The organism is Joostella sp. CR20 (assembly GCF_038433465.1).
Taxonomy (GTDB): domain Bacteria; phylum Bacteroidota; class Bacteroidia; order Flavobacteriales; family Flavobacteriaceae; genus Galbibacter.
In genome coordinates this window covers 799,278-822,520 of sequence record NZ_JAESVF010000001.1, presented here as the reverse complement: position 1 = coordinate 822,520, position 23,243 = coordinate 799,278, and the positions used below count along the sequence as shown (strand labels likewise).

Below are 23,243 nucleotides of genomic sequence, written 5' to 3'. Positions count from 1 at the left end.
ATTCGTTTTTTATATAGAATACTTCCTTTTTTCTACAGATAACAATTTTTTCTGATGTTCTTAACGATGTATCTCTATTAATACAACTTCAAAATAAATAATGGCCAAAGAAAAGCAAGCTAGATACGACAGAGCCTATTTAAGAATGGCGCAAGAATGGGGAAAACTCTCGCATTGCAAACGCAAGCAAGTTGGAGCAATTATCGTAAAAGACCGAATGATTATTTCTGATGGTTATAACGGCACGCCTACAGGTTTTGAAAATGAATGCGAAAACGAAGAACACTTTACAAAATGGTATGTTTTACATGCGGAGGCAAATGCTATTTTAAAAGTTGCTTCTTCCACACAATCATGCAAAGGCGCTACCTTATACATTACACTTTCACCTTGTAAAGAGTGTAGCAAGTTGGTGCACCAGGCGGGAATTACTAGAGTTGTTTACAGCCGTGCTTATAAAGACGACGAAGGACTTAAATTTTTAGAAAAAGCAGGTGTAGAATTGGTGTTTCTTGAAAACTTAGAAGAAAATTAAATGCTGAAAAATAAAAGTTATTTACTACCGCTCATTATTGCATCGGCTTTGGCTGTAGGAGTTTTTATTGGTGGAAAATTAAACTTTAATGATGGTCCTGAGCGACTCTTTTCGACTAACTCTAAAAAAGACAAACTCAACAGACTCATCGATTATATTGACTACGAATATGTAGACGATGTAAATACTGACAGTATTGTTGATGTCACAGTAAACAACATTCTCGACAAGCTAGATCCGCATTCGGTTTACATTCCAAAATCGGAAGTAGAAAAAGTTGCCGAAAACATGAAAGGCGACTTTGTGGGTGTAGGTATTAGCTTCTACATGTATAAAGATACACTCTCGGTTATAAAACCGATAAAAGATGGCCCAAGTATTAAAGCTGGAATCAAAGCTGGCGACCGTATTTTAGTAGCCGATAACGACACTCTTTTCGGGAAAAACCTCAGCAGTGAAGAAATTATCAACACACTAAAAGGCGACAATAAAACCAATGTAAAACTTACGGTGTATCGCCCTTCAGAAAAGAAAACCTTAAAAATTAATGTCAAAAGAGCCGAAGTACCACTAAAAAGTGTGGATGCATTTTACCTTATCGACAGCGCCTTTGGATACATTAAAGTTAACCGATTTGCAGAGAGTACCTATAAAGAGTTTAAAGAAGCGCTTACTTTGTTACAAGAAAAAGGCATTAATAAACTGGCTTTAGACTTGCGTAACAATCCTGGCGGATATTTAGGGATTGCAGAACAAATTGCCGATGAATTTTTGGAAGACGACAAACTTATTCTTTTCACCAAAAATAAAAGTGGCGCTATTCAAAAAGCATTTGCCTCTAAAAAAGGAAGTTTTGAAGATGGCGAAATTTATGTCCTTATCAATGAAAAGTCGGCTTCTGCAAGCGAAATTGTTGCAGGCGCTATACAAGATAACGATCGTGGAACTATCATTGGACGACGTTCGTTTGGAAAAGGTCTCGTGCAACGAGAAATGGGACTTGGCGATGGTTCTTCTGTCCGACTTACTGTTTCCCGCTATTACACCCCAACAGGTAGATCTATTCAACGCTCCTACGAAAACGGTACCAAAGATTATTACGACCAATTTTACAGACGCTACGAAAATGGCGAATTACAATCGGCAGACAGCATTAAAGTAGCCGATTCGCTGATTTTCAAAACGCCAAAAGGGAAAATTGTATACGGAGGTGGTGGAATTATTCCTGATATTTTTATCCCGATTAAAGGAACACAAGAAGAAGCTTGGGTAAACACCATTTTAGACTCTGGCTTTATGTCGTTTTTTGTTTTTGAATACCTCGATCAACATCGAAATACGTACGCAGAAACATCCGAAGAAACATTTATCAATACCGTTAGCATTGACGATACTTTGGTAGACGATTTTATTTATTATGCCGATGACAGAGGCTTACGCATCAATTTAGAGCCGTATCGAGACAATTTAAAACTTTACATCAAAGCTACACTTGCCGAACAATTGTATGGTGAAAATGCACAGCAGCAAGTTTTAAAAGTAAACGACCCAATGCTGAATGCACTCATCCATATTGACGATGTTCAAACTGAAGAAAAACTAGAAGCATCCGATTCTATTCCGAAGGAAAACTTGGAATTAATAGAAAACTAAGCTTCTGGATTTTTATCTTGAATACGCTTGTACAACTTAATTCCGAGCATCAGAAGAATAGCCAACAGGAAAATACCGACTACACCAAATATCCAATTGATACTATTTTTTAAGATGACTAAAAACACTACCGAGAATAAAATAATGGTAGCACCTTCATTCCAAATTCGCATAAAACGAGATGTGTATTTCACCTTATCGTTTTGCAATTGCTTAAAAATTTGATGCGTTTTTAAATGATATAGTATCAGCAGTAAAACAAAAACCAACTTTACATGCATCCACCCTTGATGAAGCCAAGCAGGTATTAAAATTAACAACCACACAGCAAAAATAGTTGCCAAAATTGCCGATGGCCAAGTAATGATAAACCAAAGTCTTTTCGCCATTAATTTTAACTGCTTTCCTAAAATTTCTTTTTCAGGAGAAGGCTGATGAAAAGCTTCGATTTGATACACAAACAATCGCGGAATATAAAATAAGCCCGCAAACCAGGTAACTACAAAAATAAGATGCAAGGCTTTGATGTAATTATAATACTCCGTCATTTGTTATTGTTTTCCGCAAAGGTACTACTTTTTATTGCGCCGTAACCGCTTGTGCCCATTCGTCAATCCAACGAGAAAGCACTTTAATCCAAGCTTCGTCGTCATTTAAACAAGGTACCAAATGAAATTCTTCACCGCCGTTTTCTTTAAACTCGTGACGTGCTTCCATGCCAATTTCTTCTAGAGTCTCCAAACAATCCGAAACAAAAGCTGGTGTAATTACCGCCAATTTCTTGATGTTTTTTTCAGGAAAACCATTAATCTTTTTATCGGTAAAAGGCTGTAACCAAGGGTCTATTCCTAATCGCGACTGAAAAGAAGTGGTATAAGTTCCTTCTTTCAATCCTAAATATTCGGCAACTTGTCTAGTAGTTTCATAACATTGATGACGGTAACAAAATTGGTGTGCAGGCGATGCAGTTTTACAACATTGTCCATCTATTTTACAATGCGATTTGGTAATATCGGACTTTTTGATGTGTCGCTCTGGAACTCCGTGATACGAAAACAACACATGCTCCCAATCTTTATCTTTTAAATTTTCTTGAATAGATTCTGACAATACACGGATATAATCTGGGTGATTATAAAAAGCAGGCACATTGGTAAATTGCATTTCTGGGAAATGCTTTTTACGAATTTCTTCAGCCAATACCAAGATAGTTTCGGTAGTTGCCATTGCAAACTGCGGGTATAATGGAATAATCAAAACTTCATCCACACCTTCGTTTTTCAAAGCTTCCAAACCACTATGAATTGAAGGGTTTCCGTAGCGCATTGCTAAAGCTACAGGCACACTTGTAAGCGCATCGACTTTATCTTGCAAACGCTCCGAAAGTACAATTAATGGCGAACCTTCTTCCCACCAAATCCTTTCGTAAGCGGCAGCCGATTTTTTAGGGCGTGTATTTAATATAATTCCTTTTACAATGAAGGTGCGCAACCACAACGGCATGTCGATAACGCGCTCGTCCATTAAAAATTCTTCTAAATATTTTTTTACGTCTTTTGGGTCTGTAGAATCTGGAGAACCCAAATTCACCAATAATACTCCTTTCATGAATGTTTCAATCTCTATTTCTGGTTACAAAAATACGGTATTGTTTAATCAATAAGCTTCTATTTTAAACAAAGGTTTTTATAGAATCATAAAAAATATCGATGCTATTCTGTTCTTTTTAAACAATAAAAAATTCCGCCTAAAATATGTTGCACAAAAAGTGGCTCCGAAAACGACTCTATGCTATGTCCGCCACCTGTATAAAACGACCTACCACCATCAAACTCATGATACCATGCAATGGGATGGTTCTTTCCGTTTGTTCCTCCTTCATATGTAGTTTCGTCTAAATTCATCAAAACATTTATATTCGGATTTATCTCTTTAAAATTATACCACTCGTCTGTGCGAGTCCATTTTTTCGGCAAACCCTTCGTGGCAATATGATTGGTATCTACAACGTTGATTACTGCCTGTGGTGTTCCGCTTGGATGATTTTCAAAATAAGCACCAACCAGTTTACCATACCAAGGCCAATTAAATTCGGTATCAGAAGCAGCATGAATCCCCATAAAACTTCCTCCTGTCTGTATGTACTTCTGAAAATCTTGTTGTTGCGGTTCTCCCAATACATCGAGTGTGGTAGACAAGAACAGAATTAAGTTGTATTTTTTCAAGTTTTTAAAATTGAATTGCAAAGAATCTTCGGTATGATGTACCGTAAACTGATGCTTTTCTCCCAATGTTTTAATCAACTCCACCCCTGCCTCGATAGATTTATGCCTGTAGCCAGCTGTTTTTGTAAAAACCAATACACTATCTTGTTGTACAACTTCTGTGTTGTCTTTTAAAAAGGTTTCCGCTTTTTTAGTTGAAGCCTCTTTACAACTCACAAAAACTAATAACAAACAGCCAATAAAATATAGTTTCATTACAATGGTGGTTTATTTTTGTTGGTATTAATTGAGCGCCATGATATATTTTTTCGGTGTAGTACCGTACTTCTTTTTAAAAGCAGCTATAAAATGGCTGGCGGTACTATAGCCCACTTTCAGTCCCACTTCATTAACATTGAGTTCGCCTGTTTCGAGCATTTTACGGGCATACTCCATTTTATAATCGAATAAAAAACTATAAACCGAGTCTCCATAAACTTGTTTAAAGCCTTCTTTTAATCGCTTTAAATTCAATCCAATTTCATCCGACAGCTCTTGCAACGAAGGTGGCTCTGCCATTCGAGCAATTACAATATCTTTTGCTTTGCGAATACGACGCACATTATCCTCATCAATTAAAAACGGACATTGTTCTACATCGGCATCTTCTGGTTTGTTAAAATACAAGCCCAAAAGTTCGTACACCTTTCCTTTTAAATACAATCGTTTGATAGATTGATGTAAATTGTAATTCATCATCTGACTCAAAACAACCGACATAATTGGTGTTATGGGCGAAGTGTTGTAATATTTTTTATCGATGTTCTCTTCATCTAAAAAGTGAATATAATTTGCTTCTGAAGAAAATAACGAGTGGAATTTTTTAATAGGAATTAACACCGAAATTACCCAAGTTTTTGAGTTCAACTCCATGTTAATAGGTAAATCGCGCTGTGGATTGTACAAAATAAGCGCTTCCTCTTCTTTCAAATCGAGTGCGTAATTTCCTTGATTGAAATGAAAAATCGCACTTCCTTTTAAACAAAAGTGAAACTGAATAAAACTACTGTCTATTTGTTTGCTAATATGCTGAATGTCATGTGTTTCATTTTGAATTTTCAGCAACGTAAAACCATCTTCTATTACAATTTCTTCCATAGCACTTATAGCGTTATTTTTTTACTTTAAAATTGTGTAGAAATCGACCTAAACTATTTAGAATTGTTCTAAACTAATGTTTCGCCAATCACTTAATTTACTTCAAAAATACGGTATTTTGCGGTATATCAAACGAAAAGGAGTTAGATTTTCCTAAAGCGACATAAAAAGTTCCTCTAGCGTTATTTTTATATAGCTATTAACTATAATTTTGTCCCGACTTCAGAAAAAACTGAATGGAAGCTTATAATATTTCAAAACATAGCTCATTTTATAGCATTGGTATTAGTTACAAAAAAGCTGATGCTAGCTTAAGAGGAAAATTTAGCCTAGACGAAACTGCAAAGAATGCACTTTTGGATCAGGCAAAATCTGCTGGTATCGATGGTATTTTAGTAACATCTACCTGTAACAGAACCGAAATTTACGGTTTTGCGCAACACCCTTTTCAACTAATTCAATTATTGTGCGGAAACTCCAACGGAACTGTTGACGAGTTTCAGCAAATTGGATATGTGTACAAAAATAATGAAGCTATATCGCACCTGTTTAGAGTAGGAACAGGACTCGACAGTCAAATTCTAGGAGATTTCGAGATTATCAGTCAGGTTAAACAAAGTTTCATACTTTCAAAAAGTAAAGAACTAACCAATCATTTTTTAGAGCGTTTATGTAATTGTGTTATACAAGCCAGCAAACGTATTAAAAATGAAACCGAAATTTCATCGGGAGCTACCTCCGTAGCATTTGCATCTGTACAATACATCTTGGCAAGAGTTCCAAACATTTCAGAAAAAAATATTTTACTTTTCGGAACAGGAAAAATAGGGAGAAACACCTGCGAAAACCTTGTTAAACATACCAAAAACGACCATATTGTTTTAATCAATAGAACAAAAGATAAGGCTGAAAAAATAGCTGGAAAGTTCAATTTGATTGTAAAAGAATATGGAGATTTACAAGAAGAAATCAGAAAAAGTGATGTACTCATCGTAGCAACTGGGGCACAAAAGCCAACAATTGCAAAAGAGCTGATACATACTTCAAAAGATTTATTAATTTTGGATCTATCAATCCCCCAGAATGTTGATACAAATGTGCAAGAATTAAATAATGTAACGCTTGTTCATTTAGATCAACTATCGCAAATTACAGATGAAACCCTGAAGCGTAGAGAATTATTTATTCCGAAGGCTGAAGAAATCATCAAAGAGGTAGAAGCTGATTTTAAACATTGGTTAGAAACAAGAAAATTTGCCCCCACAATTAAAGCTTTGAAGAAGAAGTTAAAAACAATGAAAGATGCTGAAATTGATTTTCAACGTAAAAAAATCAACGATTTCAACGACGAACAAGCAGAAATCATCAGTAATCGAATCATTCAGAAAATAACTACACACTTCGCTAATCATTTAAAAGAAAGTTCAAACACCTCAGACGAAAGCATTGAACTAATAAAAAAAGTGTTTCAATTAGAAACTTCAAAATGAATAACGTAATTAGAATTGGAACTCGCGATAGTGAACTAGCACTATGGCAAGCTAACCATGTAAAAGATTTATTAGAAAAAAATGGCTATCAAGCAGAAATTGTTCCTGTAAAATCTGACGGAGATTTAGTACTCGACAAACCACTGCACGAACTTGGAATTACGGGGGTTTTTACAAAAACATTAGACGTGGCTATGCTTAACGGAACCGTTGATATTGCTGTACACAGCATGAAAGACGTTCCTACAAAATTGCCAAAAGGTATTGTAAAAGCAGCAGTTTTACCGCGCGCCAACACCAACGATATTTTACTTCATAAAGACAAACCAAAAGAGTTTGACAAGTATGCTACTATTGCCACAGGAAGTTTACGCCGCAAAGCGCAATGGTTGCATAAATACCCTAAGCATACCTTGGTAGATTTACGAGGAAATGTAAATACACGCTTAGAAAAATTAAAAAACAACGAATGGGACGGTGCTATTTTTGCGGCGGCTGGTCTGGAACGAATCAATTTAAAACCTAAAAACCATACCGTTTTAGATTGGATGATACCCGCTCCTGCGCAAGGCGCTATGCTAGTGGTTGCAATGGAAGCCGATCAAAACACGCGTAAGGCACTCGAAACCCTAAACGATTACGAAACCGATATTTGTACAACCATAGAACGCGAATTTTTAAGTACCTTAGAGGGCGGATGTACAGCACCTATTGGAGCAATTGCTACTATCGATATTGATTATGTTACCTTTGTGGGCGGTTTGTTTTCTTTAGACGGAAAACATAAAGTTACTACAGAACACAGAGTGTTAATTGAAAATTGCGAAGGATTAGGATCGGTTTGTGCTAAAGAAATTCTTCATCAAGGAGGTGAAGAAATTATGAAAAAAATTAAAAAAGAGCTAAGCGTGTGAAAAAAGTAAGTCCACAAAGACTATTCTTTTTAATTATTGACTTTTTCGTCATAAGCTTTCTCATTTTTGATTTTGGCTTTTTTGTTTATGAAAAGTTTCGAACGCACAAACTCATCATCGTAAGTGCTTTAATACTCATTCTCCTCGGAACAAACATTTACAAATATTTCATCCAAAAAGATAAAACACGGAAAATTATTAGCCTTACCTACGTAACCATTTTTACATCGGTAGTTTTAATAAGTGTTTTTACATACATTTTTGCATCGCACCACATACTCGAACAATATCTATACAAAATCAAGCCCTTTTTAGAAGGGGCTTTACTTTTGTACTTGGTGCTAAGGCTCACCATTCTTATCCGCTATCTGTACAGTGTGTACTTTAATCCAGCTATTTTATTTGTTGGAAGTTTCTTTATTTTCGACTTACTCGGAGCGTTTTTACTAATGCTTCCAAAAGCAACAACAGGTGGCGACATTAGTTTTATCGATGCCTTTTTCACCTCAACAAGTGCAGTGTGCGTAACTGGTTTGGCGGTTTTAGACACTGCGCACGATTTTACATTGTTCGGTCAAGGTGTTATTTTATTTTTAATACAACTCGGCGGATTAGGAATTTTAACCTTCACTTCGTTTTTTGCATACTTTTTCAAAGGCGGTTCTTCGTTTAAAGAAACCCTTTATGTGAAAGATTATGTGGCTTCGGAAACGCTAAAAGACACTCTTAAATTTGCCATGAATATTGTATTATTCACCTTTGCTCTCGAAGGACTTGGCGCCATTTTTATTTACTTTTCAATTGAAGATTTAACAAAAATAGAACACCCTATTTTTTTCAGTATTTTTCATTCCATCTCGGCATTTTGTAACGCAGGTTTTTCAAATGCTTCCGATGGATTGTATAATGAAGCGCTACGGTTTGATTACTCTTTTCAGTGGGTCATCATGTTTTTAATAATTTTTGGCGGACTTGGTTACAATATTATTTTCAACTTTTACAGCTATGCTAAAGTTTCGTTTATCAATCTTTTTAACAAAGAAAATAAGAGAAACTTAGTGCGCATTTTAACCTTAAATTCAAAAATCGTAATGACTACAACTGTTATATTATTGGTTGCAGGATTTGCGTTTTTCTATTTTGCTGAAGGAAATCATGTATTAAAAGAACACACTACCACGTTCGGAAAAATTACAGCAACTGCATTTCAATCGGTTACGCCAAGAACTGCAGGTTTCAACACTGTAAATTATAGCGATTTAACGATGCCTGCCTTACTTTTTGTAATTTTACTAATGTGGATTGGAGGATCACCAGCATCAACAGCTGGAGGTATCAAAACAACTACTTTTGCCTTGGCAACTTTAAATATTTTAAACATTGCCAAAAACAGAAAACGTATCGAAATAGGTACACGAAGCATTAGCAACGCAACATTAAATAGAGCTTTTGCTATTGTTTCTATTTCGTTAATGACTATTGGAGTTGCTATTTTGTTGCTTTTGTTTTTTGAACCCGAAAAACATTTAATTCCAATTGCATTTGAAGCATTTTCGGCATACAGTACCGTAGGTCTTAGTTTAAACTTTACACCTACATTAACCCCAGAAAGTAAAACAGTAATTATTGTTGTAATGTTTATTGGGCGTATCGGAATGCTCAATATCCTTATCGGATTTTTAAGACAGATTAATAATCAATTTTACGAGTATCCAAAAGAAAACATACTCATTAACTAATTTTTATTCTTATGAAAGTTATCATCTTTGGTTTAGGAAATTTCGGAAGCTCACTAGCTATTAAACTTACCGAATCTGGAAATGAAGTTATTGGTGTGGATTTAAAAATGGAGAAAGTAAATCTGTTAAAAGATAAAATTGCACATACCATTTGTTTGGATGCCACCAACGAGCTCGCTTACGATGCGCTTCCGCTTAAAGACGCGCATATTGCAGTAGTTGCCATTGGGGAGCACGAAGGCGCTGCAATTATTACTACTGCCATTTTAAAAGAAAAATTTTCAGCAAAAATAATTAGTAGGTCATTATCGCCTGTTCACGATACGGTTTTAAAAGCAATGGGCATTGAGCATATTATTCATCCAGAGCAAGAAGCCGCAGCCAATCTTACCGGGAAAATCAACTTAAAAAACGTACTCGACAATTTTAATTTAGACGATGAGTATTCAATTTCCGAAGTAAAAGTAAACGCATCTTTTCAAGACAAAACTTTGCAAGAACTCGACTTCAGAAAACAGTACAATTTAAATGTCGTTACCATTATTCGTCCTTGTAATAAAAAGAATTTTTTAGGAAATCAAATAAAGAAAAAGGAAGTAATTGGACTTCCAGATAACAATACCAAAATAAAAAAAGACGATTTATTGATTGTCTTTGGAAGAAATGAAGATATCGCCATCTTTGGGGAAGAAATGACCAAATAATTTTTTGTAAAATGATAGAAATATTAAGCACAAAAAAATTAACCAACACCCAAAAAAACATTTTAGAAAAAGAAAATATCAAATGTATTGATGAGGATTTCATTAGTATTCAACCAAAAACTTTTGAAAGTCCGACGCTTGTTGAAAATGCAATCTTCACAAGCAAAAATGCAGTAAAATCAATAATTAAAAGTAATATTACGATACATAATTGTTTCTGCGTAGGCGATAAAACAGAAGCCTATTTAATAAAAAACGGATATACCGTGGTAGAAAAATCGTATCAAGCAAAAGCATTGGCAGAACAGATTATTAAAAACCATGCTGATAAAAATTTTACGCTTTTCTGCGGAAACATCCGAAGAGAAGAATTGCCAAATCTTTTAAATGAAAACAAGATAAAATTAAAAGAAATAGAAGTTTACGACACCATCTTAACTTCTAAAAACATGATTCGTACTTTTGACGGCGTGTTGTTTTTTAGTCCAAGTGCAGTAGAGAGTTATTCGCAACGAAATTTATTTGAAAACACAACTGTTTTTTGCCTCGGAAAAACCACCGAAGCAGCAGCTCGAGAACACACCAACAATATAATTACCGCCAACAGAAGTACTGTTGAAAACGTTTTGGTACAAGTAATAAAACATTTTAAATAATTGCCAAGTGGCAACTAGCAGTTCTTCGGAATTGTTTATAAAGAAGTAAAAAATGATAAAAAACGATTTATTTTTAAAAGCACTTAGAGGAGAAACTGTAAACCGTCCTCCTGTATGGATGATGCGTCAAGCAGGAAGATATTTGCCAGAGTTTATGGCGCTGAAAGACAAATACGACTTCTTTACACGTTGCCGCACTCCAGAATTGGCCGCAGAAATTACAGTACAACCAATTCGTATTGTAAAACCAGATGCTGCTATTTTATTTTCAGATATTTTGGTAATTCCGCAAGCCATGAATATTGAAGTGGAAATGAAAGCTGGTGTTGGCCCTTGGCTTCCAAACCCAATTCGTACCGCAAAAGATGTTGAACAAGTAATTGTACCAGACATCAATGAAGAATTAGGCTATGTGATGGACGCTATTAAGCTCACCAAAGAAATGCTTAACAACGAAGTGCCTCTTATTGGTTTTGCTGGTTCTCCTTGGACTATTTTGTGCTATGCCGTAGAAGGACAAGGTTCTAAAAGTTTCGATAAGGCAAAAGGATTCTGTTTCTCGCAACCAGAAGCTGCGCATGCTTTACTTCAAAAAATTACCGATACCACTATTTTATACCTAAAGGAAAAAGTAAAAAATGGTGTAAATGCCGTACAAATTTTCGATTCTTGGGGAGGAATGCTTTCTCCTACCGATTATCAAGAGTTTTCATGGAAATACATCAATCAAATTGTGGAAGCTTTAGCGCCAGAAACCGAAGTAATTGTTTTCGGAAAAGGATGTTGGTTTGCACTTGGCGATATGGCAAAAAGCAAAGCTTCGGCTTTGGGTGTCGACTGGACTTGCTCTCCTCAAAACGCACGTTATTTAACGGGTGGAAACATTACACTACAAGGAAATTTTGACCCATCGCGACTGTTATCCCCTATTCCGACCATCAAAAAAATGGTGCATCAAATGATTGACGAATTCGGAAAAGATAAGTACGTTGTAAACCTAGGTCACGGTATTTTACCAAATATTCCGGTAGACCATGCCAAAGCTTTTATCGAAGCAGTAAAAGAATACGAACACAAATAAAATGAACTTCGGGCGACTTTTAAAATCGCTTTCCGTTGGTCAGCTTTGCAGACTATTCGGAATTGCCATCGCTCGCCCAATTTTATTTTATAACTTTATAAAAGCCACCAAGTTGTGTATTTCCATTTGTACCGAAAACTTTGGAAATACACATCATAAAAACAATGTAGCCAATGCTTTTCGACATGCTTTATGGACTGCGCTTATTATAAGTTTTAGCATCGATGTTGGAAAGAGTATTAAAAAAAGTACGGCTTGGGCAAAGTTTATAACCGATTGGCACGAAGAAACGTTTAAAAATAGTCCGCTTGAAAAAGCAATGGACTTACATAACAACAAGTTTGGAATTGTTTTAGCTGAAAAAACACTTCAGCAGAAAGAAAAAATTGATACTGAAAAATTAGTGCAAACACTTTTAGATGAAGTGAAAAATGCGCAACAAATAACAACAATTTCAGCAATACAAAAACATCCAAAACAACTTGTTTTTATTGAAAAGTAACAATAGATGAAAGAGAAATTCTACCAATACATACAACAACTTCAAGACACCATTACTTCAAAACTAGAAGCAATCGACGGAAAAGCGACTTTTAAACAAGATTTATGGGAACGACCTGAAGGTGGTGGCGGGCGTACGCGTGTTATTGAAAATGGAGCTGTTTTTGAAAAAGGAGGCGTAAATATTTCGGCGGTACACGGCCCTTTGGCTCCTGCCATGCAAAAGTATTTTAACGTTGAAGATTGCGACTTTTTTGCCTGCGGACTCAGTCTGGTTATTCATCCAAAAAATCCTTTTGTGCCTACTGTTCACGCCAATTGGCGCTATTTCGAAATGTATAATAAACAGGGAGAAATTATTGATAGTTGGTTTGGTGGCGGACAAGATTTAACGCCTTATTATTTATTTGATGAAGATGCAAAACACTTTCATCAAACATGTAAAACAGCTTGCGACAAGCACGATGCTTCTTTTTACCCTATGTATAAAAAGAAATGCGATGAATATTTTTGGAATGCACACCGAAACGAAGCCCGTGGCCTAGGTGGTTTGTTTTTTGACTACTGTAAAACTTCCGAAGAAAAAACGATGGAAGACTGGTACAATTTTGTTACCGAAGTGGGCGATAGTTTTTTAGATGCCTACACTCCCATTGTTGAAAAAAGAAAAGACACACCGTTTACCGAAGCGCACAGAAATTGGCAAGAAATTCGACGTGGGCGCTATGTAGAATTCAATTTAGTACACGACAAAGGCACACTCTTTGGATTGAAAACCAACGGGCGTATTGAAAGTATTTTAATGAGTTTACCACCACATGTACAATGGGTCTACGACCATCATCCAACAAAAGGAAGTGAGGAAGAAAAACTCATCGACGTATTACAAAACCCCAAAGAATGGCTCGGATAACGTTTTACATCCTTACATTTTTAATCGGTTGGAATAGTTTTGCGCAAGAAGAAAGAATTCAAGTAAAAGACACCATTCCAACAGACGATTACATCAAAAAGTTTAACAGTTTGGTGGGTATCAAACTTTCTTTTATTGATGTGTCGAACAGTTTCGATTATTACAATCAAGGAGATAAAACAACTTACGATATCATCCCGAATTTAAAACAACGCTTGGCAGTAGGGTTTCAATATCGATTTATAGAATTTGGCTTCGGATTTTCACCTACATTTTTACCTGGAAACAAAAGCAAAGACAACGACGATTCAGAAATTTACAACCTAAATTTTAGAGGAATTTACAAAGGGCTTATTCAAACGCTAAGTTTTTACCATCAAACTGGATTTACAATTTCGAGTAGTGACGGCGATTACAATGCCCCACATTTTGAAACTAATAAAATTCAAGGTTCTACAGCCTTTTCTTTAAACGATAATTTCTCATATCGAGCAACCATTGGGCAACGCGAATGGCAAGCAAAAAGTGCTGGGAGTTTTATTCCGAAAGTTGCTTACGATTACACCAATTTTGTAATGCAATCAAGCGGTTTTGAACATAATGCACAATCGGCAAACATTGGTCTAATTCCGGGGTATCAATACAGCTATGTTATAAACGACCATATGTTTATTTCTGCTGGTGGCGCCATTGGAGTTGGTTTAAATTACAATAACTTTGGCGGAAATGGCATTTTTACAACCCTGTTTAACATGTCGGCAAATGCAGTTTTTGGGTTTAATTTAAATCGCTATTTTGGAGGAATTCACGCCGATTTTTCAAAATTAAAATACAACGGTCACAATCATATTCAGCTAGACGATAATATTACGTATATCGATGTGTATGTTGGCTACCGATTTAAAGCACCAAAACTTTTAACAAAAACCGCCGATAAAATAAACGACACTTTTAATATTGAAGAAGATTGATAGAGGAACAAGTGTGTAATCGTCGAATTGTGTAATTGTTTAAGGAAGTTAATAAGGAATAAATAAAACAGCTAAGGTTTCTAAAACCTTAGCTGTTGAATCGGTTAATTGTTTAAAAAAATAAAAGAGGTAACGAGTTAATGAGTTAAGGTTTTTTTGATTGAAACTTTGCACCTTTGTCCCTTTGTAACTTCACTTCTATAAACCTTTTTAAAGAATCGAATAACATTTAAAAACCCTTTTCTTATTTTTGCTTGCAATAAAAACGAAATGGATCAGTCTTTCCCAAAAAACGAAAAACTCAAAAGCGCAATACTAGTTGGTAAGCTATTTGCCGAAGGAAATTCTGTTTCCAAATACCCTATCCGACTTGTATTTTTAAAGACTGAATTCAGTACCAATCCCAACGAAAAAAATCATTCCGAAGAAATAGCAATTGAGACTCCTGTAAAGATTAAAGCAGGTGTTTCGGTATCGAAGCGTTCCTTTAAAAAGGCTGTCGATAGAAATCGAATTAAGCGACTCATGCGCGAAGCATATCGGTTAAATAAGCATCTTTTTTTTGAAACAGTTCAGGATGAATCTTTTGCTTTTATGCTTTTATACACCGGAAAAGAAATGCCAACTTTTGAAAAACTAAACACCACTGTTCAGAAAATTCATCAAAAATTTGCGGAATTCCTTCAGCAGTAATAGCTCCTAAATTCAACTTGCTTAAGTTAGTCTAAACTATTACCTTGTACATTATAAATACAAACCTTAGCTGATAAATGAACGTTCACGCCAATAAAAATATAATTTTTTGGTTTGTATAAAATCATTGATGTTTATGAAAAAGAAAATCTTCATTCCAGCAATTGCGCTTGTTGTTTTACTCGTAGGATCTAGTTTTAAAAACGATTTTTTTGAGATTGCTAAGCAGGTTGAAATTTTTACAACCTTGTTTAAAGAACTCAATATGAATTATGTTGATGAAACCAATCCTGCCGAACTTATGGATACTGCCATAAAGAGTATGCTTGAAGACCTCGACCCGTACACCAACTTTATGAATGAGCAAGATGTGGAAGGGTTTAAAATTAGCAATGCGGGCGAATATTCTGGAATTGGAGCTGTTGTGAAAAGCTCCAACGATAAACTTTTAATTATCGAGCCCTACCAAGGATATCCCGCCGATAAAGCAGGCCTAAAAGCAGGTGATGAAATAATCAAAATTGGAGATATAAACGTAGCCGATTTTAAAGAAGACGCTACCGAACTCCTCAAAGGAGCTTCAAAAAGCGATGTTACAATCACATACAAAAGACAAGGAAAAACACTTACAACTTCTGTTTCTAGAGATGAAATAGAGATCGATGCTGTTCCTTATTTTAATATGATTGATGCTGAAACAGGCTACATTGTACTATCAAAATTTAACAGTAAAGCTTCGAAACAAACCGAAGAAGCGCTTGAAGATTTAAAAGGAAAAGGCGCTAAAAAAATCATTTTGGATTTACGCGGAAATCCTGGCGGACTCTTAACCGAAGCTATCGACGTTTGTAATTTATTTGTTCCGAAGAAAGAATTGATAGTGAGCACAAAATCTAAGGTAAAAAAATTCAATCAAGAATATTACACGCGTAAAAACCCTGTAGATACGGAAATTCCGCTCGTTGTTCTTATCAACGGCCGAAGTGCATCTGCCAGCGAAATTGTAAGCGGAGCGCTTCAAGACCTCGACAGGGCGGTAGTTGTAGGCGCTCGTAGTTTTGGAAAAGGACTCGTACAACGTCCTATAAAACTTAATTACGGAACGCAACTTAAAGTAACCATTTCTCGCTATTACACGCCTAGCGGACGTTGTATTCAGTCGATGGATTATTGGAATCGCGATGAAGAGGGCAAGGCGGTAGTCAACAAAAATTTTAACGAATTTAAAACTCGTAACGGACGAAAAGTGTACGATGGTGGCGGAGTTTTACCAGACCTCGAAGTAAAACGCTTAAAAGATAATAGCATTACCACTGCACTTTTACAAAACAATGTGGTGTTTGATTATGCAACCGATTATTATTACAAGCATCCTGTAGCCAATTTAAATGAGTTTTCTTTTACTGAAAGTGATTATCAAAACTTTAAAAATTACGTTCAGGAAAGCGGATTTACTTACGAAACAAAAACCGAAAAAGCACTAAAAAAAGTAATGGAAAGCGAAGAGATTGACGAATTTGGAACGTCTGTAAAAAGTGATTATCAGAAGCTTTTAAACGACATCAATCAAAGTAAATTGGCTTCGCTAGACGAATACCAACAAAGCATAACAAAAAATATAGAAGACGAACTCATTGTGCGCTATTTTTACCGTGAAGGTTTGTATGAATACTATTTAAAAAACGACGAAGCTATCCAAAATGCTGTAGCAGTTTTAAAAGACGAAGCAAAGTATAAGAGTATTTTGAAGTAAATCAATACTTTTCTTCCGCAGGATCTTTTATAAAATCTAAATATCCAATTCTTAGTAATTGCTCTACACGTCCGCGTTTTGGAGTACGATGAATAGCTTTGTATTTTTCAGAAATAAAATAGCAAAAGAGTCCAAATTGATCTCTAGGCACATCCAAATCGTTCAAAATATAATCTTTGTAATTGTCTTCCAAAAAGCCTACAATAATGTTTTTAGTTTCTGCTTTGAGTCGTTTTTTTAATTTTTTGGTGCGTCCACTTATCGCATTTATCAATGGGTCCAAACTCATCGACATCCCACTATTTTGGTATCGGTATTTTGTAGCAGTTGCTAAGCGTCTTTCTGCTGGTGTGTATGTTTTAGGAGTGTGGTCGGTAAACTTTCCGTAGTTTAATTTATAGTCGGTTAACACAACTTCATCCAACTCAATGATGCCATCTTTTATGTACACTTCAATGCGCTTTTTGTTCAAATCGTTTACAGTTACAAGTCTGTGAAAATTATCAAATTCTTCCGAAGCAACCAAAAGCACATCTCCTTCAGAAACCAAGATACTATGAAATCCGTTTTCGTATTTCCCTTCGGTTTTTGTGCTCAAATTGGCAATTCCAAAACTCGTTACGGCCTTTCCGTCTTTGTACACAAATAAATTTAGTGCTGTTTCTTCTTGAGCAAACAGCATCAACGATTGCATACAAAGGAGCATCAATAAAAATAATTTTAAGAGTAGTTGTATCACATGCAATTAGGATTAGTGGCGCCAATATATTTTAATTATAAATTGGCAGTAGTTGCTTTAACAGAAGTTTCACTACAATTTGTGATACTTTTTGTAGTTTCTTTTAAAAATTAAGAAATTTTAAGATGAAGGTGTAATTTTAGTTGAGTTTGAATAAGTTTTTTCAGCTGAATTTAACCTGAATTCTTTCAGTATAAAAAATTCAATTAACAATATTTAACTAGCTGATAATTTGATAATTACATTTTATTTTGTATACTACAGTTATGATAAGTACAGACAAAGCAAATTATACAGAGTTTTTAAGCAGATCGGTAAATTATTTAGAAAACCGTGGGTTCGATAATATTAAAGCCGACTTAGAAGGATACGAAACCCCAAAGTCGTTTGTGAGAAAGGGGAGCGATATTACCATTACTCCAGATATTGTGGCCGATAAAAAAGGAATAAAACACTTTTTTGAAATTAGTGTAAAATCGGAAAAACCACATTTATTAAAATCAAAATGGATGTTTTTGGATGTTTTAAGTAAGATGAAATCGTACCGCTTTAAAATTATAAGCACCAAAGGACATTATAAATTTACCAACACCATGCTTAGCGATTTAAACATGGAAAAAACTATGATTAAGATTGACTCTTAATCATTCGGATGTGCGGAATTCCGTCTTCTAAATATTCTTCTCCAATTTGAGAAAACCCATGCGAGTTGTAAAATTTTTTCAAATAGCATTGGGCTGAAATTTCTATGTCTTGTTTTCCAAAATTACTGTAAATAGCTTCAATTGAAGCTTCTAAAATTTGATGTCCGTAGCCGTATTTTCGTTCGTCTTGTGCAACAACAACACGTCCAATACTTGGATTGTCAAAATATTTACCACTATCAAAAATACGTGTATAGGCAACAATCTCACCATCTTTTTTCCCTAAAACATGCAACGCATAGGAGTCTTTATTATCAACATCTTGGTACACACAATCCTGCTCCACAACAAAAACTTCGCTTCTTAATCTAAGAGAAGCATAGAGTTCGTTTAAAGTGAGTTCAGAAAACAATTTTATTTCCGTAGTAAACATGAATATTTTTTAAAGTGTAAAGGTAGGAAGTCTCTATTTGATATTAAATCGATTTTCAACAAAAATCGCACGACGCAAAGCTTGAGGTTCAATGTGTGCCGTCATATTGTAAAATAACTTTCCATATTCATTGAATAACTGTATTTTTGCGGTTCTTATAAGATTGAGCATAAAAAAGATAGCAATGAAGTACAATTTCAATGAAATTGAAGCCAAATGGCAAAAATATTGGGCAGAGAAACAAACTTTCAAAGCCAGTAACAATTCTGAAAAACCAAAATATTATGTGTTAGACATGTTTCCTTATCCATCGGGAGCAGGACTACACGTTGGGCATCCGCTAGGATATATTGCCAGCGATATTTACGCGCGTTACAAACGCCATAAAGGTTTTAATGTACTTCACCCAATGGGGTACGATAGTTTTGGACTTCCTGCGGAACAATATGCTATTCAAACTGGACAACATCCGGATAAAACTACCAAAGAAAACATTGCGCGCTACCGTGAGCAACTGGATAAAATTGGGTTTTCATTCGATTGGAGTCGCGAAGTACGCACTTCCAACGCCGATTATTACAAATGGACACAGTGGATTTTTATTCAATTATTCAACTCTTGGTACAATAAAGATACCGATAAAGCTGAGAATGTCTCAACGCTTGTCGAAAAGTTTGAAACTGAAGGAAATGCTAATGTAAATGCGGTTTCCGATGAAAATATCGCACAATTTTCAGCTTCAGAATGGAAAGCTTTTTCTTCTGAAGAACAACAAAAAATACTTTTACAATACCGACTTACCTATTTAGCAGAAACCGAAGTGAATTGGTGTCCTGCTCTTGGAACAGTTTTAGCAAACGACGAAATTGTAAACGGAGTTTCAGAACGTGGTGGTCATCCTGTAGTACGTAAAAAAATGAAGCAATGGAGCATGCGTATTTCTGCCTATGCAGAGCGTTTACTTCAAGGCTTAAACGGTTTAGATTGGCCAGAACCACTAAAGGAAATTCAACGAAATTGGATTGGAAAATCGGTAGGAGCTTCGGTTAGTTTCCCCATCCTATCCTTCCCCAAAGGGGAAGAGAAGAGTGAGCCTGGCTATATGACTGGCGGAAACAATGCTCATTTATTAATTGAAAAAGCAAAAGAAAACAGAAAAAATCCAACAGAGGCTGAACGAATTTTATGGGAACAACTAAGGAATAAAAATCTTGGACATAAATTTAGACAGCAACACCTAATTGATGATTTTATAGTTGATTTTGTTTGTTTGAGGAAAAAACTAGTAGTTGAAGTTGATGGCGGTATTCATAATGCAACGAAAGAATATGATGAAGAACGAACTAAAATTCTAAATGAAAAAGGATTTAAAGTTATACGTTTTAAAAACGAAGAAGTAATTGGAAATATAGAAACTGTTCTTCAAAAAATTACTGATACTTTAGCCAAACAAGAGACCATTGTTCCCCCTTCGGGGGTTAGGGGGATCGAAGTATTCACCACACGCCCCGACACCATTTTTGGAGTTTCGTTTATGACACTTGCTCCAGAGCATGAATTGGTTAGCAAAATTACAACTCCAGCTCAAAAAGAAGCTGTAGAAGCATACATCGAAGCTACTTCAAAACGTAGCGAACGCGAACGTATGGCCGATGTAAAAACCATAAGCGGAGTGTTTACAGGTGCGTATGCCGAGCATCCGTTCACCAAAAAACCTGTGCCAATTTGGATAGGCGATTATGTGTTGGCTGGCTACGGAACAGGTGCTGTAATGGCAGTTCCGTGTGGCGATCAACGTGATTACGATTTTGCGAAGCATTTTGATATTGAAATCCCTAATATTTTTGAAGGCGTAGACATTAGCGAAGAAGCTTTTGCCGATAAAGAAAAAACGGTTATTGCTAATAGCGACTTTTTAAACGGATTAAGCTATAAAGAAGCGACTAAAAAAGCGATTGAAGCTTTAGAAGAAATTGGACACGGCGAAGGTAAAACAAATTACCGTTTACGCGATGCTGTATTTTCACGTCAACGCTACTGGGGAGAGCCGTTCCCTGTGTATTATGTAAACGGACTTCCGCAAATGATTGCTCCAGAACACTTGCCAATTAATTTGCCAGAAGTAGAAAAATATTTACCTACCGAAACTGGCGAGCCTCCGTTAGGAAATGCTACAGAATGGGCTTGGGATACTACACAAAACAAAGTGGTAAGCAACGACCAAATAAACAATACAAGTATTTTTCCGCTAGAACTTAATACAATGCCAGGATGGGCTGGAAGTTCGTGGTATTTTAATCGTTATATGGACGCTGATAATACTGCCGAATTTGCCTCAAAAGAAGCATTGAACTACTGGCAGGATGTAGATTTATACATTGGAGGAAGCGAGCATGCCACTGGGCATTTGTTGTACGCTCGTTTTTGGCAGAAGTTTTTGTTCGATCAAGGGTTACTTCCTATAGATGAATTTGCAAAAAAACTCATCAATCAAGGAATGATTTTGGGAACGAGTGCTTTTGTATATAGAGCAGATATAGTTGCTGACATACAAGGTCTTGATTGGGAAATGAAGAAATCTATTTACAACGGATTATTTAAAAATAGAATTTTCTTTTCTTACAATATTATCAAATCATTTCTAAAAGAAGACAAAGACTCAACTCCTATTTATTTAGACGAAGTTAACAGTTCACTAAATAAAGAAATTCTTGAAGTTCTTAAAACTCATTTTAGTGAAGAATTTAAAGCAAAAATAAATGATGATAAGTTTGAACTAAGATTTTATATTCAACCATCATTTATTCAAAAATTACACGCAGATGTTTCTTTTGTAAACGCTTCAAACGAATTGGATATTGAAGCCTTTAAAAACTGGCGAGAAGATTTTAAAGATGCTGAATTCATTTTAGAAGACGGGAAATACATTGTTGGAAATGAAGTCGAAAAAATGTCGAAATCAAAATACAATGTTGTAAATCCAGATGAAATTTGCGAAAACTATGGTGCTGATACGCTTCGTATGTACGAAATGTTTTTAGGACCATTAGAGCAAGCAAAACCTTGGAATACTGCTGGAATTACAGGAGTACACGGATTCTTAAAAAAACTTTGGAAATTGTATTTTGACGATAACGGACTTAAAGTTTCTGACGCAGAGCCATCAAAAGACAGTTTAAAAACATTACATAAAACCATCAAAAAAGTAGAAGAAGATATCGAGAATTTCTCTTTCAATACTTCAGTTTCTACATTTATGATTTGTGTGAATGAGCTTACAGCACAAAAGTGTACAAGCAAAGCCATTTTAGAGCCTTTGGCGGTTTTAATTTCGCCTTACGCGCCTCATATTGCTGAAGAATTATGGGACGCTTTAGGAAATACAACATCTATCGCTACTGCAGATTTCCCTGTTTTTGATGGAAAACATTTGGTAGAAAGTAGTAAAACTTACCCTATTTCGTTCAACGGAAAAATGCGTTTTACACTCGAACTTCCTGCCGACATGAGTAAAGAGGACATCGAAAAAGAAGTGATGGCACACGAGAAAACTCAAGCACAACTCGACGGTAGAACTCCGAAGAAAGTTATTATTGTACCAGGAAAAATTGTAAATATTGTAGGGTAACAGATTTTTTCTGAATGCAATATCTAAAATAAAATGTCATAAAGACAGTAAAAAAACCTCGCTGAATTTGGCGAGGTTTTTGCTTTTATATTGTAAATTTAGATGATAAAATAAAAATACTATGGGATATTATATTCTTATTGGTTTAATCGGACTTGTAAGTATGCTAGTGAGTTCGAAGTTAAAAAGCAAGTTTAAGCACTACTCCAAAGTTCATTTACAAAACGGAATGAGCGGTGCAGAAATAGCACGCAAAATGCTACACGATCACGGTATTACCGATGTAGAAGTTATTTCTACACCAGGAATGTTAACCGACCATTATAATCCTGCAAAGAAAACAGTTAATTTAAGCGAAGGTGTTTACAGTCAGCGTAACGCTGCTGCTGCTGCCGTTGCAGCTCACGAATGTGGCCATGCTGTACAACACGCCAAAGGTTACGAGTGGTTGCAAATGCGATCAAAATTAGTACCTGTGGTAAGCGTTGCTTCCAATATGTCTGTTTGGGTTATTTTTGGAGGAATTGTATTGGGTGCAAGTACGCAATTTGGATTTACAGTAGCAGTTATCGGATTGATTATGTTTGCCATGGGAACATTGTTTAGCTTTGTTACACTACCTGTAGAATACGATGCCAGTAACAGAGCTTTGGCATGGTTAAAAAACAGAAATATTGTAACCCCAGAAGAATACAATGGCGCTAAAGATTCATTAAAATGGGCAGCGCGCACCTATGTGGTTGCTGCTGTTGGATCGTTGGCTACATTACTCTATTTTGCTCTTAAAGTTTTTGGAGGAAGAGATTAAATTTAAATAGTATAAAAATAAAATAA

The 23,243-nt window shown here is 35.6% G+C and carries 22 protein-coding genes; 16 read left to right on the top strand and 6 right to left on the bottom strand.

The features are described from left to right. Positions 1 to 100: 100 nt before the first annotated feature. On the top strand, positions 101 to 535 hold the full coding sequence (locus JMA43_RS03635) for a deoxycytidylate deaminase (RefSeq protein ID WP_342155007.1): 435 nt from the start codon (positions 101 to 103) through the stop codon (positions 533 to 535). Continuing rightward, entirely contained in the window at positions 536 to 2,188 is a 1,653-nt protein-coding gene (locus JMA43_RS03630; RefSeq protein WP_342155006.1) for a S41 family peptidase, read from the top strand. Here the strand turns inward: JMA43_RS03630 and JMA43_RS03625 are convergent. The 4 genes from JMA43_RS03625 to JMA43_RS03610 all read right to left on the bottom strand — a co-directional run bounded on the left by JMA43_RS03625 (position 2,185) and on the right by JMA43_RS03610 (position 5,550). Further along, positions 2,185 to 2,736 carry a CopD family protein gene (locus tag JMA43_RS03625; RefSeq protein ID WP_342155005.1) on the bottom strand — a complete coding sequence of 184 codons (552 nt, stop codon included), beginning with the start codon at positions 2,734 to 2,736 and terminating at the stop codon, positions 2,185 to 2,187. The two genes, JMA43_RS03630 and JMA43_RS03625, sit on opposite strands and share 4 nt — an antisense overlap. A 31-nt stretch (positions 2,737 to 2,767) precedes the next feature. Next, positions 2,768 to 3,796, bottom strand: a complete 1,029-nt coding sequence (gene hemH, locus JMA43_RS03620; RefSeq protein WP_342155004.1) for a ferrochelatase — start codon at positions 3,794 to 3,796, stop codon at positions 2,768 to 2,770. Positions 3,797 to 3,900: 104 nt separating this feature from the next. Further along, a complete protein-coding gene (locus tag JMA43_RS03615; protein WP_342155003.1) occupies positions 3,901 to 4,668 on the bottom strand; it encodes a ThuA domain-containing protein in 768 nt (255 codons plus the stop codon). 27 nt (positions 4,669 to 4,695) lie between these two features. Continuing rightward, positions 4,696 to 5,550: an AraC family transcriptional regulator gene (locus JMA43_RS03610; RefSeq protein ID WP_342155002.1), complete on the bottom strand. Its 855-nt coding sequence runs from the start codon at positions 5,548 to 5,550 to the stop codon at positions 4,696 to 4,698. Positions 5,551 to 5,786: 236 nt separating this feature from the next. Here JMA43_RS03610 and hemA point away from each other — a divergent pair, with 236 nt between their 5' ends. The 11 genes from hemA (at position 5,787) to JMA43_RS03555 (ending at position 16,965) form a co-directional block, all read left to right on the top strand. Then, positions 5,787 to 7,040: a glutamyl-tRNA reductase gene (hemA, locus tag JMA43_RS03605; protein WP_342155001.1), complete on the top strand. Its 1,254-nt coding sequence runs from the start codon at positions 5,787 to 5,789 to the stop codon at positions 7,038 to 7,040. Further along, a complete protein-coding gene (hemC, locus tag JMA43_RS03600; RefSeq protein ID WP_342155000.1) occupies positions 7,037 to 7,954 on the top strand; it encodes a hydroxymethylbilane synthase in 918 nt (305 codons plus the stop codon). Before hemA ends, hemC begins: the two co-directional genes overlap by 4 nt. Continuing rightward, positions 7,951 to 9,693 carry a TrkH family potassium uptake protein gene (locus tag JMA43_RS03595; protein WP_342154999.1) on the top strand — a complete coding sequence of 581 codons (1,743 nt, stop codon included), beginning with the start codon at positions 7,951 to 7,953 and terminating at the stop codon, positions 9,691 to 9,693. Before hemC ends, JMA43_RS03595 begins: the two co-directional genes overlap by 4 nt. A gap of 11 nt (positions 9,694 to 9,704) precedes the next feature. Continuing rightward, complete coding sequence (locus JMA43_RS03590; protein WP_342154998.1) at positions 9,705 to 10,397, top strand: potassium channel family protein; 693 nt, start codon at positions 9,705 to 9,707, stop codon at positions 10,395 to 10,397. Positions 10,398 to 10,408: 11 nt separating this feature from the next. Further along, the gene (locus tag JMA43_RS03585) at positions 10,409 to 11,053 is read left to right on the top strand and encodes a uroporphyrinogen-III synthase (protein ID WP_342154997.1); all 645 of its coding nucleotides are present in this window, start codon (positions 10,409 to 10,411) and stop codon (positions 11,051 to 11,053) included. A gap of 52 nt (positions 11,054 to 11,105) precedes the next feature. Beyond that, entirely contained in the window at positions 11,106 to 12,134 is a 1,029-nt protein-coding gene (hemE, locus tag JMA43_RS03580) for a uroporphyrinogen decarboxylase (RefSeq protein WP_342154996.1), read from the top strand. Position 12,135: 1 nt separating this feature from the next. Then, positions 12,136 to 12,636 carry a DUF6973 domain-containing protein gene (locus JMA43_RS03575; protein WP_342154995.1) on the top strand — a complete coding sequence of 167 codons (501 nt, stop codon included), beginning with the start codon at positions 12,136 to 12,138 and terminating at the stop codon, positions 12,634 to 12,636. A 6-nt stretch (positions 12,637 to 12,642) separates the two neighbouring features. Then, a complete protein-coding gene (hemF, locus tag JMA43_RS03570; RefSeq protein ID WP_342154994.1) occupies positions 12,643 to 13,548 on the top strand; it encodes an oxygen-dependent coproporphyrinogen oxidase in 906 nt (301 codons plus the stop codon). Beyond that, the gene (locus JMA43_RS03565) at positions 13,536 to 14,519 is read left to right on the top strand and encodes a DUF4421 family protein (protein ID WP_342154993.1); all 984 of its coding nucleotides are present in this window, start codon (positions 13,536 to 13,538) and stop codon (positions 14,517 to 14,519) included. The genes hemF and JMA43_RS03565 overlap by 13 nt, the downstream gene beginning before the upstream one ends. 270 nt (positions 14,520 to 14,789) lie before the next feature. Further along, the gene (locus JMA43_RS03560; RefSeq protein ID WP_342154992.1) at positions 14,790 to 15,212 is read left to right on the top strand and encodes a ribonuclease P protein component; all 423 of its coding nucleotides are present in this window, start codon (positions 14,790 to 14,792) and stop codon (positions 15,210 to 15,212) included. 136 nt (positions 15,213 to 15,348) lie between these two features. Then, entirely contained in the window at positions 15,349 to 16,965 is a 1,617-nt protein-coding gene (locus JMA43_RS03555; RefSeq protein WP_342154991.1) for a S41 family peptidase, read from the top strand. A gap of 1 nt (position 16,966) precedes the next feature. On the opposite strand, the gene JMA43_RS03550 is transcribed toward JMA43_RS03555, so the two are convergent. Continuing rightward, positions 16,967 to 17,671 carry a hypothetical protein gene (locus JMA43_RS03550; protein ID WP_342155099.1) on the bottom strand — a complete coding sequence of 235 codons (705 nt, stop codon included), beginning with the start codon at positions 17,669 to 17,671 and terminating at the stop codon, positions 16,967 to 16,969. 299 nt (positions 17,672 to 17,970) lie between these two features. Between JMA43_RS03550 and JMA43_RS03545 the strand changes: the two genes are divergently transcribed. Beyond that, entirely contained in the window at positions 17,971 to 18,348 is a 378-nt protein-coding gene (locus tag JMA43_RS03545) for a hypothetical protein (protein WP_342154990.1), read from the top strand. On the opposite strand, the gene JMA43_RS03540 is transcribed toward JMA43_RS03545, so the two are convergent. Beyond that, entirely contained in the window at positions 18,332 to 18,781 is a 450-nt protein-coding gene (locus JMA43_RS03540) for a GNAT family N-acetyltransferase (protein ID WP_342154989.1), read from the bottom strand. The two genes, JMA43_RS03545 and JMA43_RS03540, sit on opposite strands and share 17 nt — an antisense overlap. A gap of 184 nt (positions 18,782 to 18,965) precedes the next feature. On the opposite strand from JMA43_RS03540, the gene JMA43_RS03535 reads away from it, so the two are divergent. Both JMA43_RS03535 and JMA43_RS03530 read left to right on the top strand, forming a co-directional pair. Beyond that, positions 18,966 to 22,409 (top strand): leucine--tRNA ligase, encoded by a 3,444-nt coding sequence (locus JMA43_RS03535; protein WP_342154988.1) that lies wholly within the window; start codon positions 18,966 to 18,968, stop codon positions 22,407 to 22,409. A gap of 121 nt (positions 22,410 to 22,530) precedes the next feature. Further along, the gene (locus JMA43_RS03530) at positions 22,531 to 23,217 is read left to right on the top strand and encodes a zinc metallopeptidase (RefSeq protein ID WP_342154987.1); all 687 of its coding nucleotides are present in this window, start codon (positions 22,531 to 22,533) and stop codon (positions 23,215 to 23,217) included. Positions 23,218 to 23,243 lie beyond the last annotated feature (26 nt).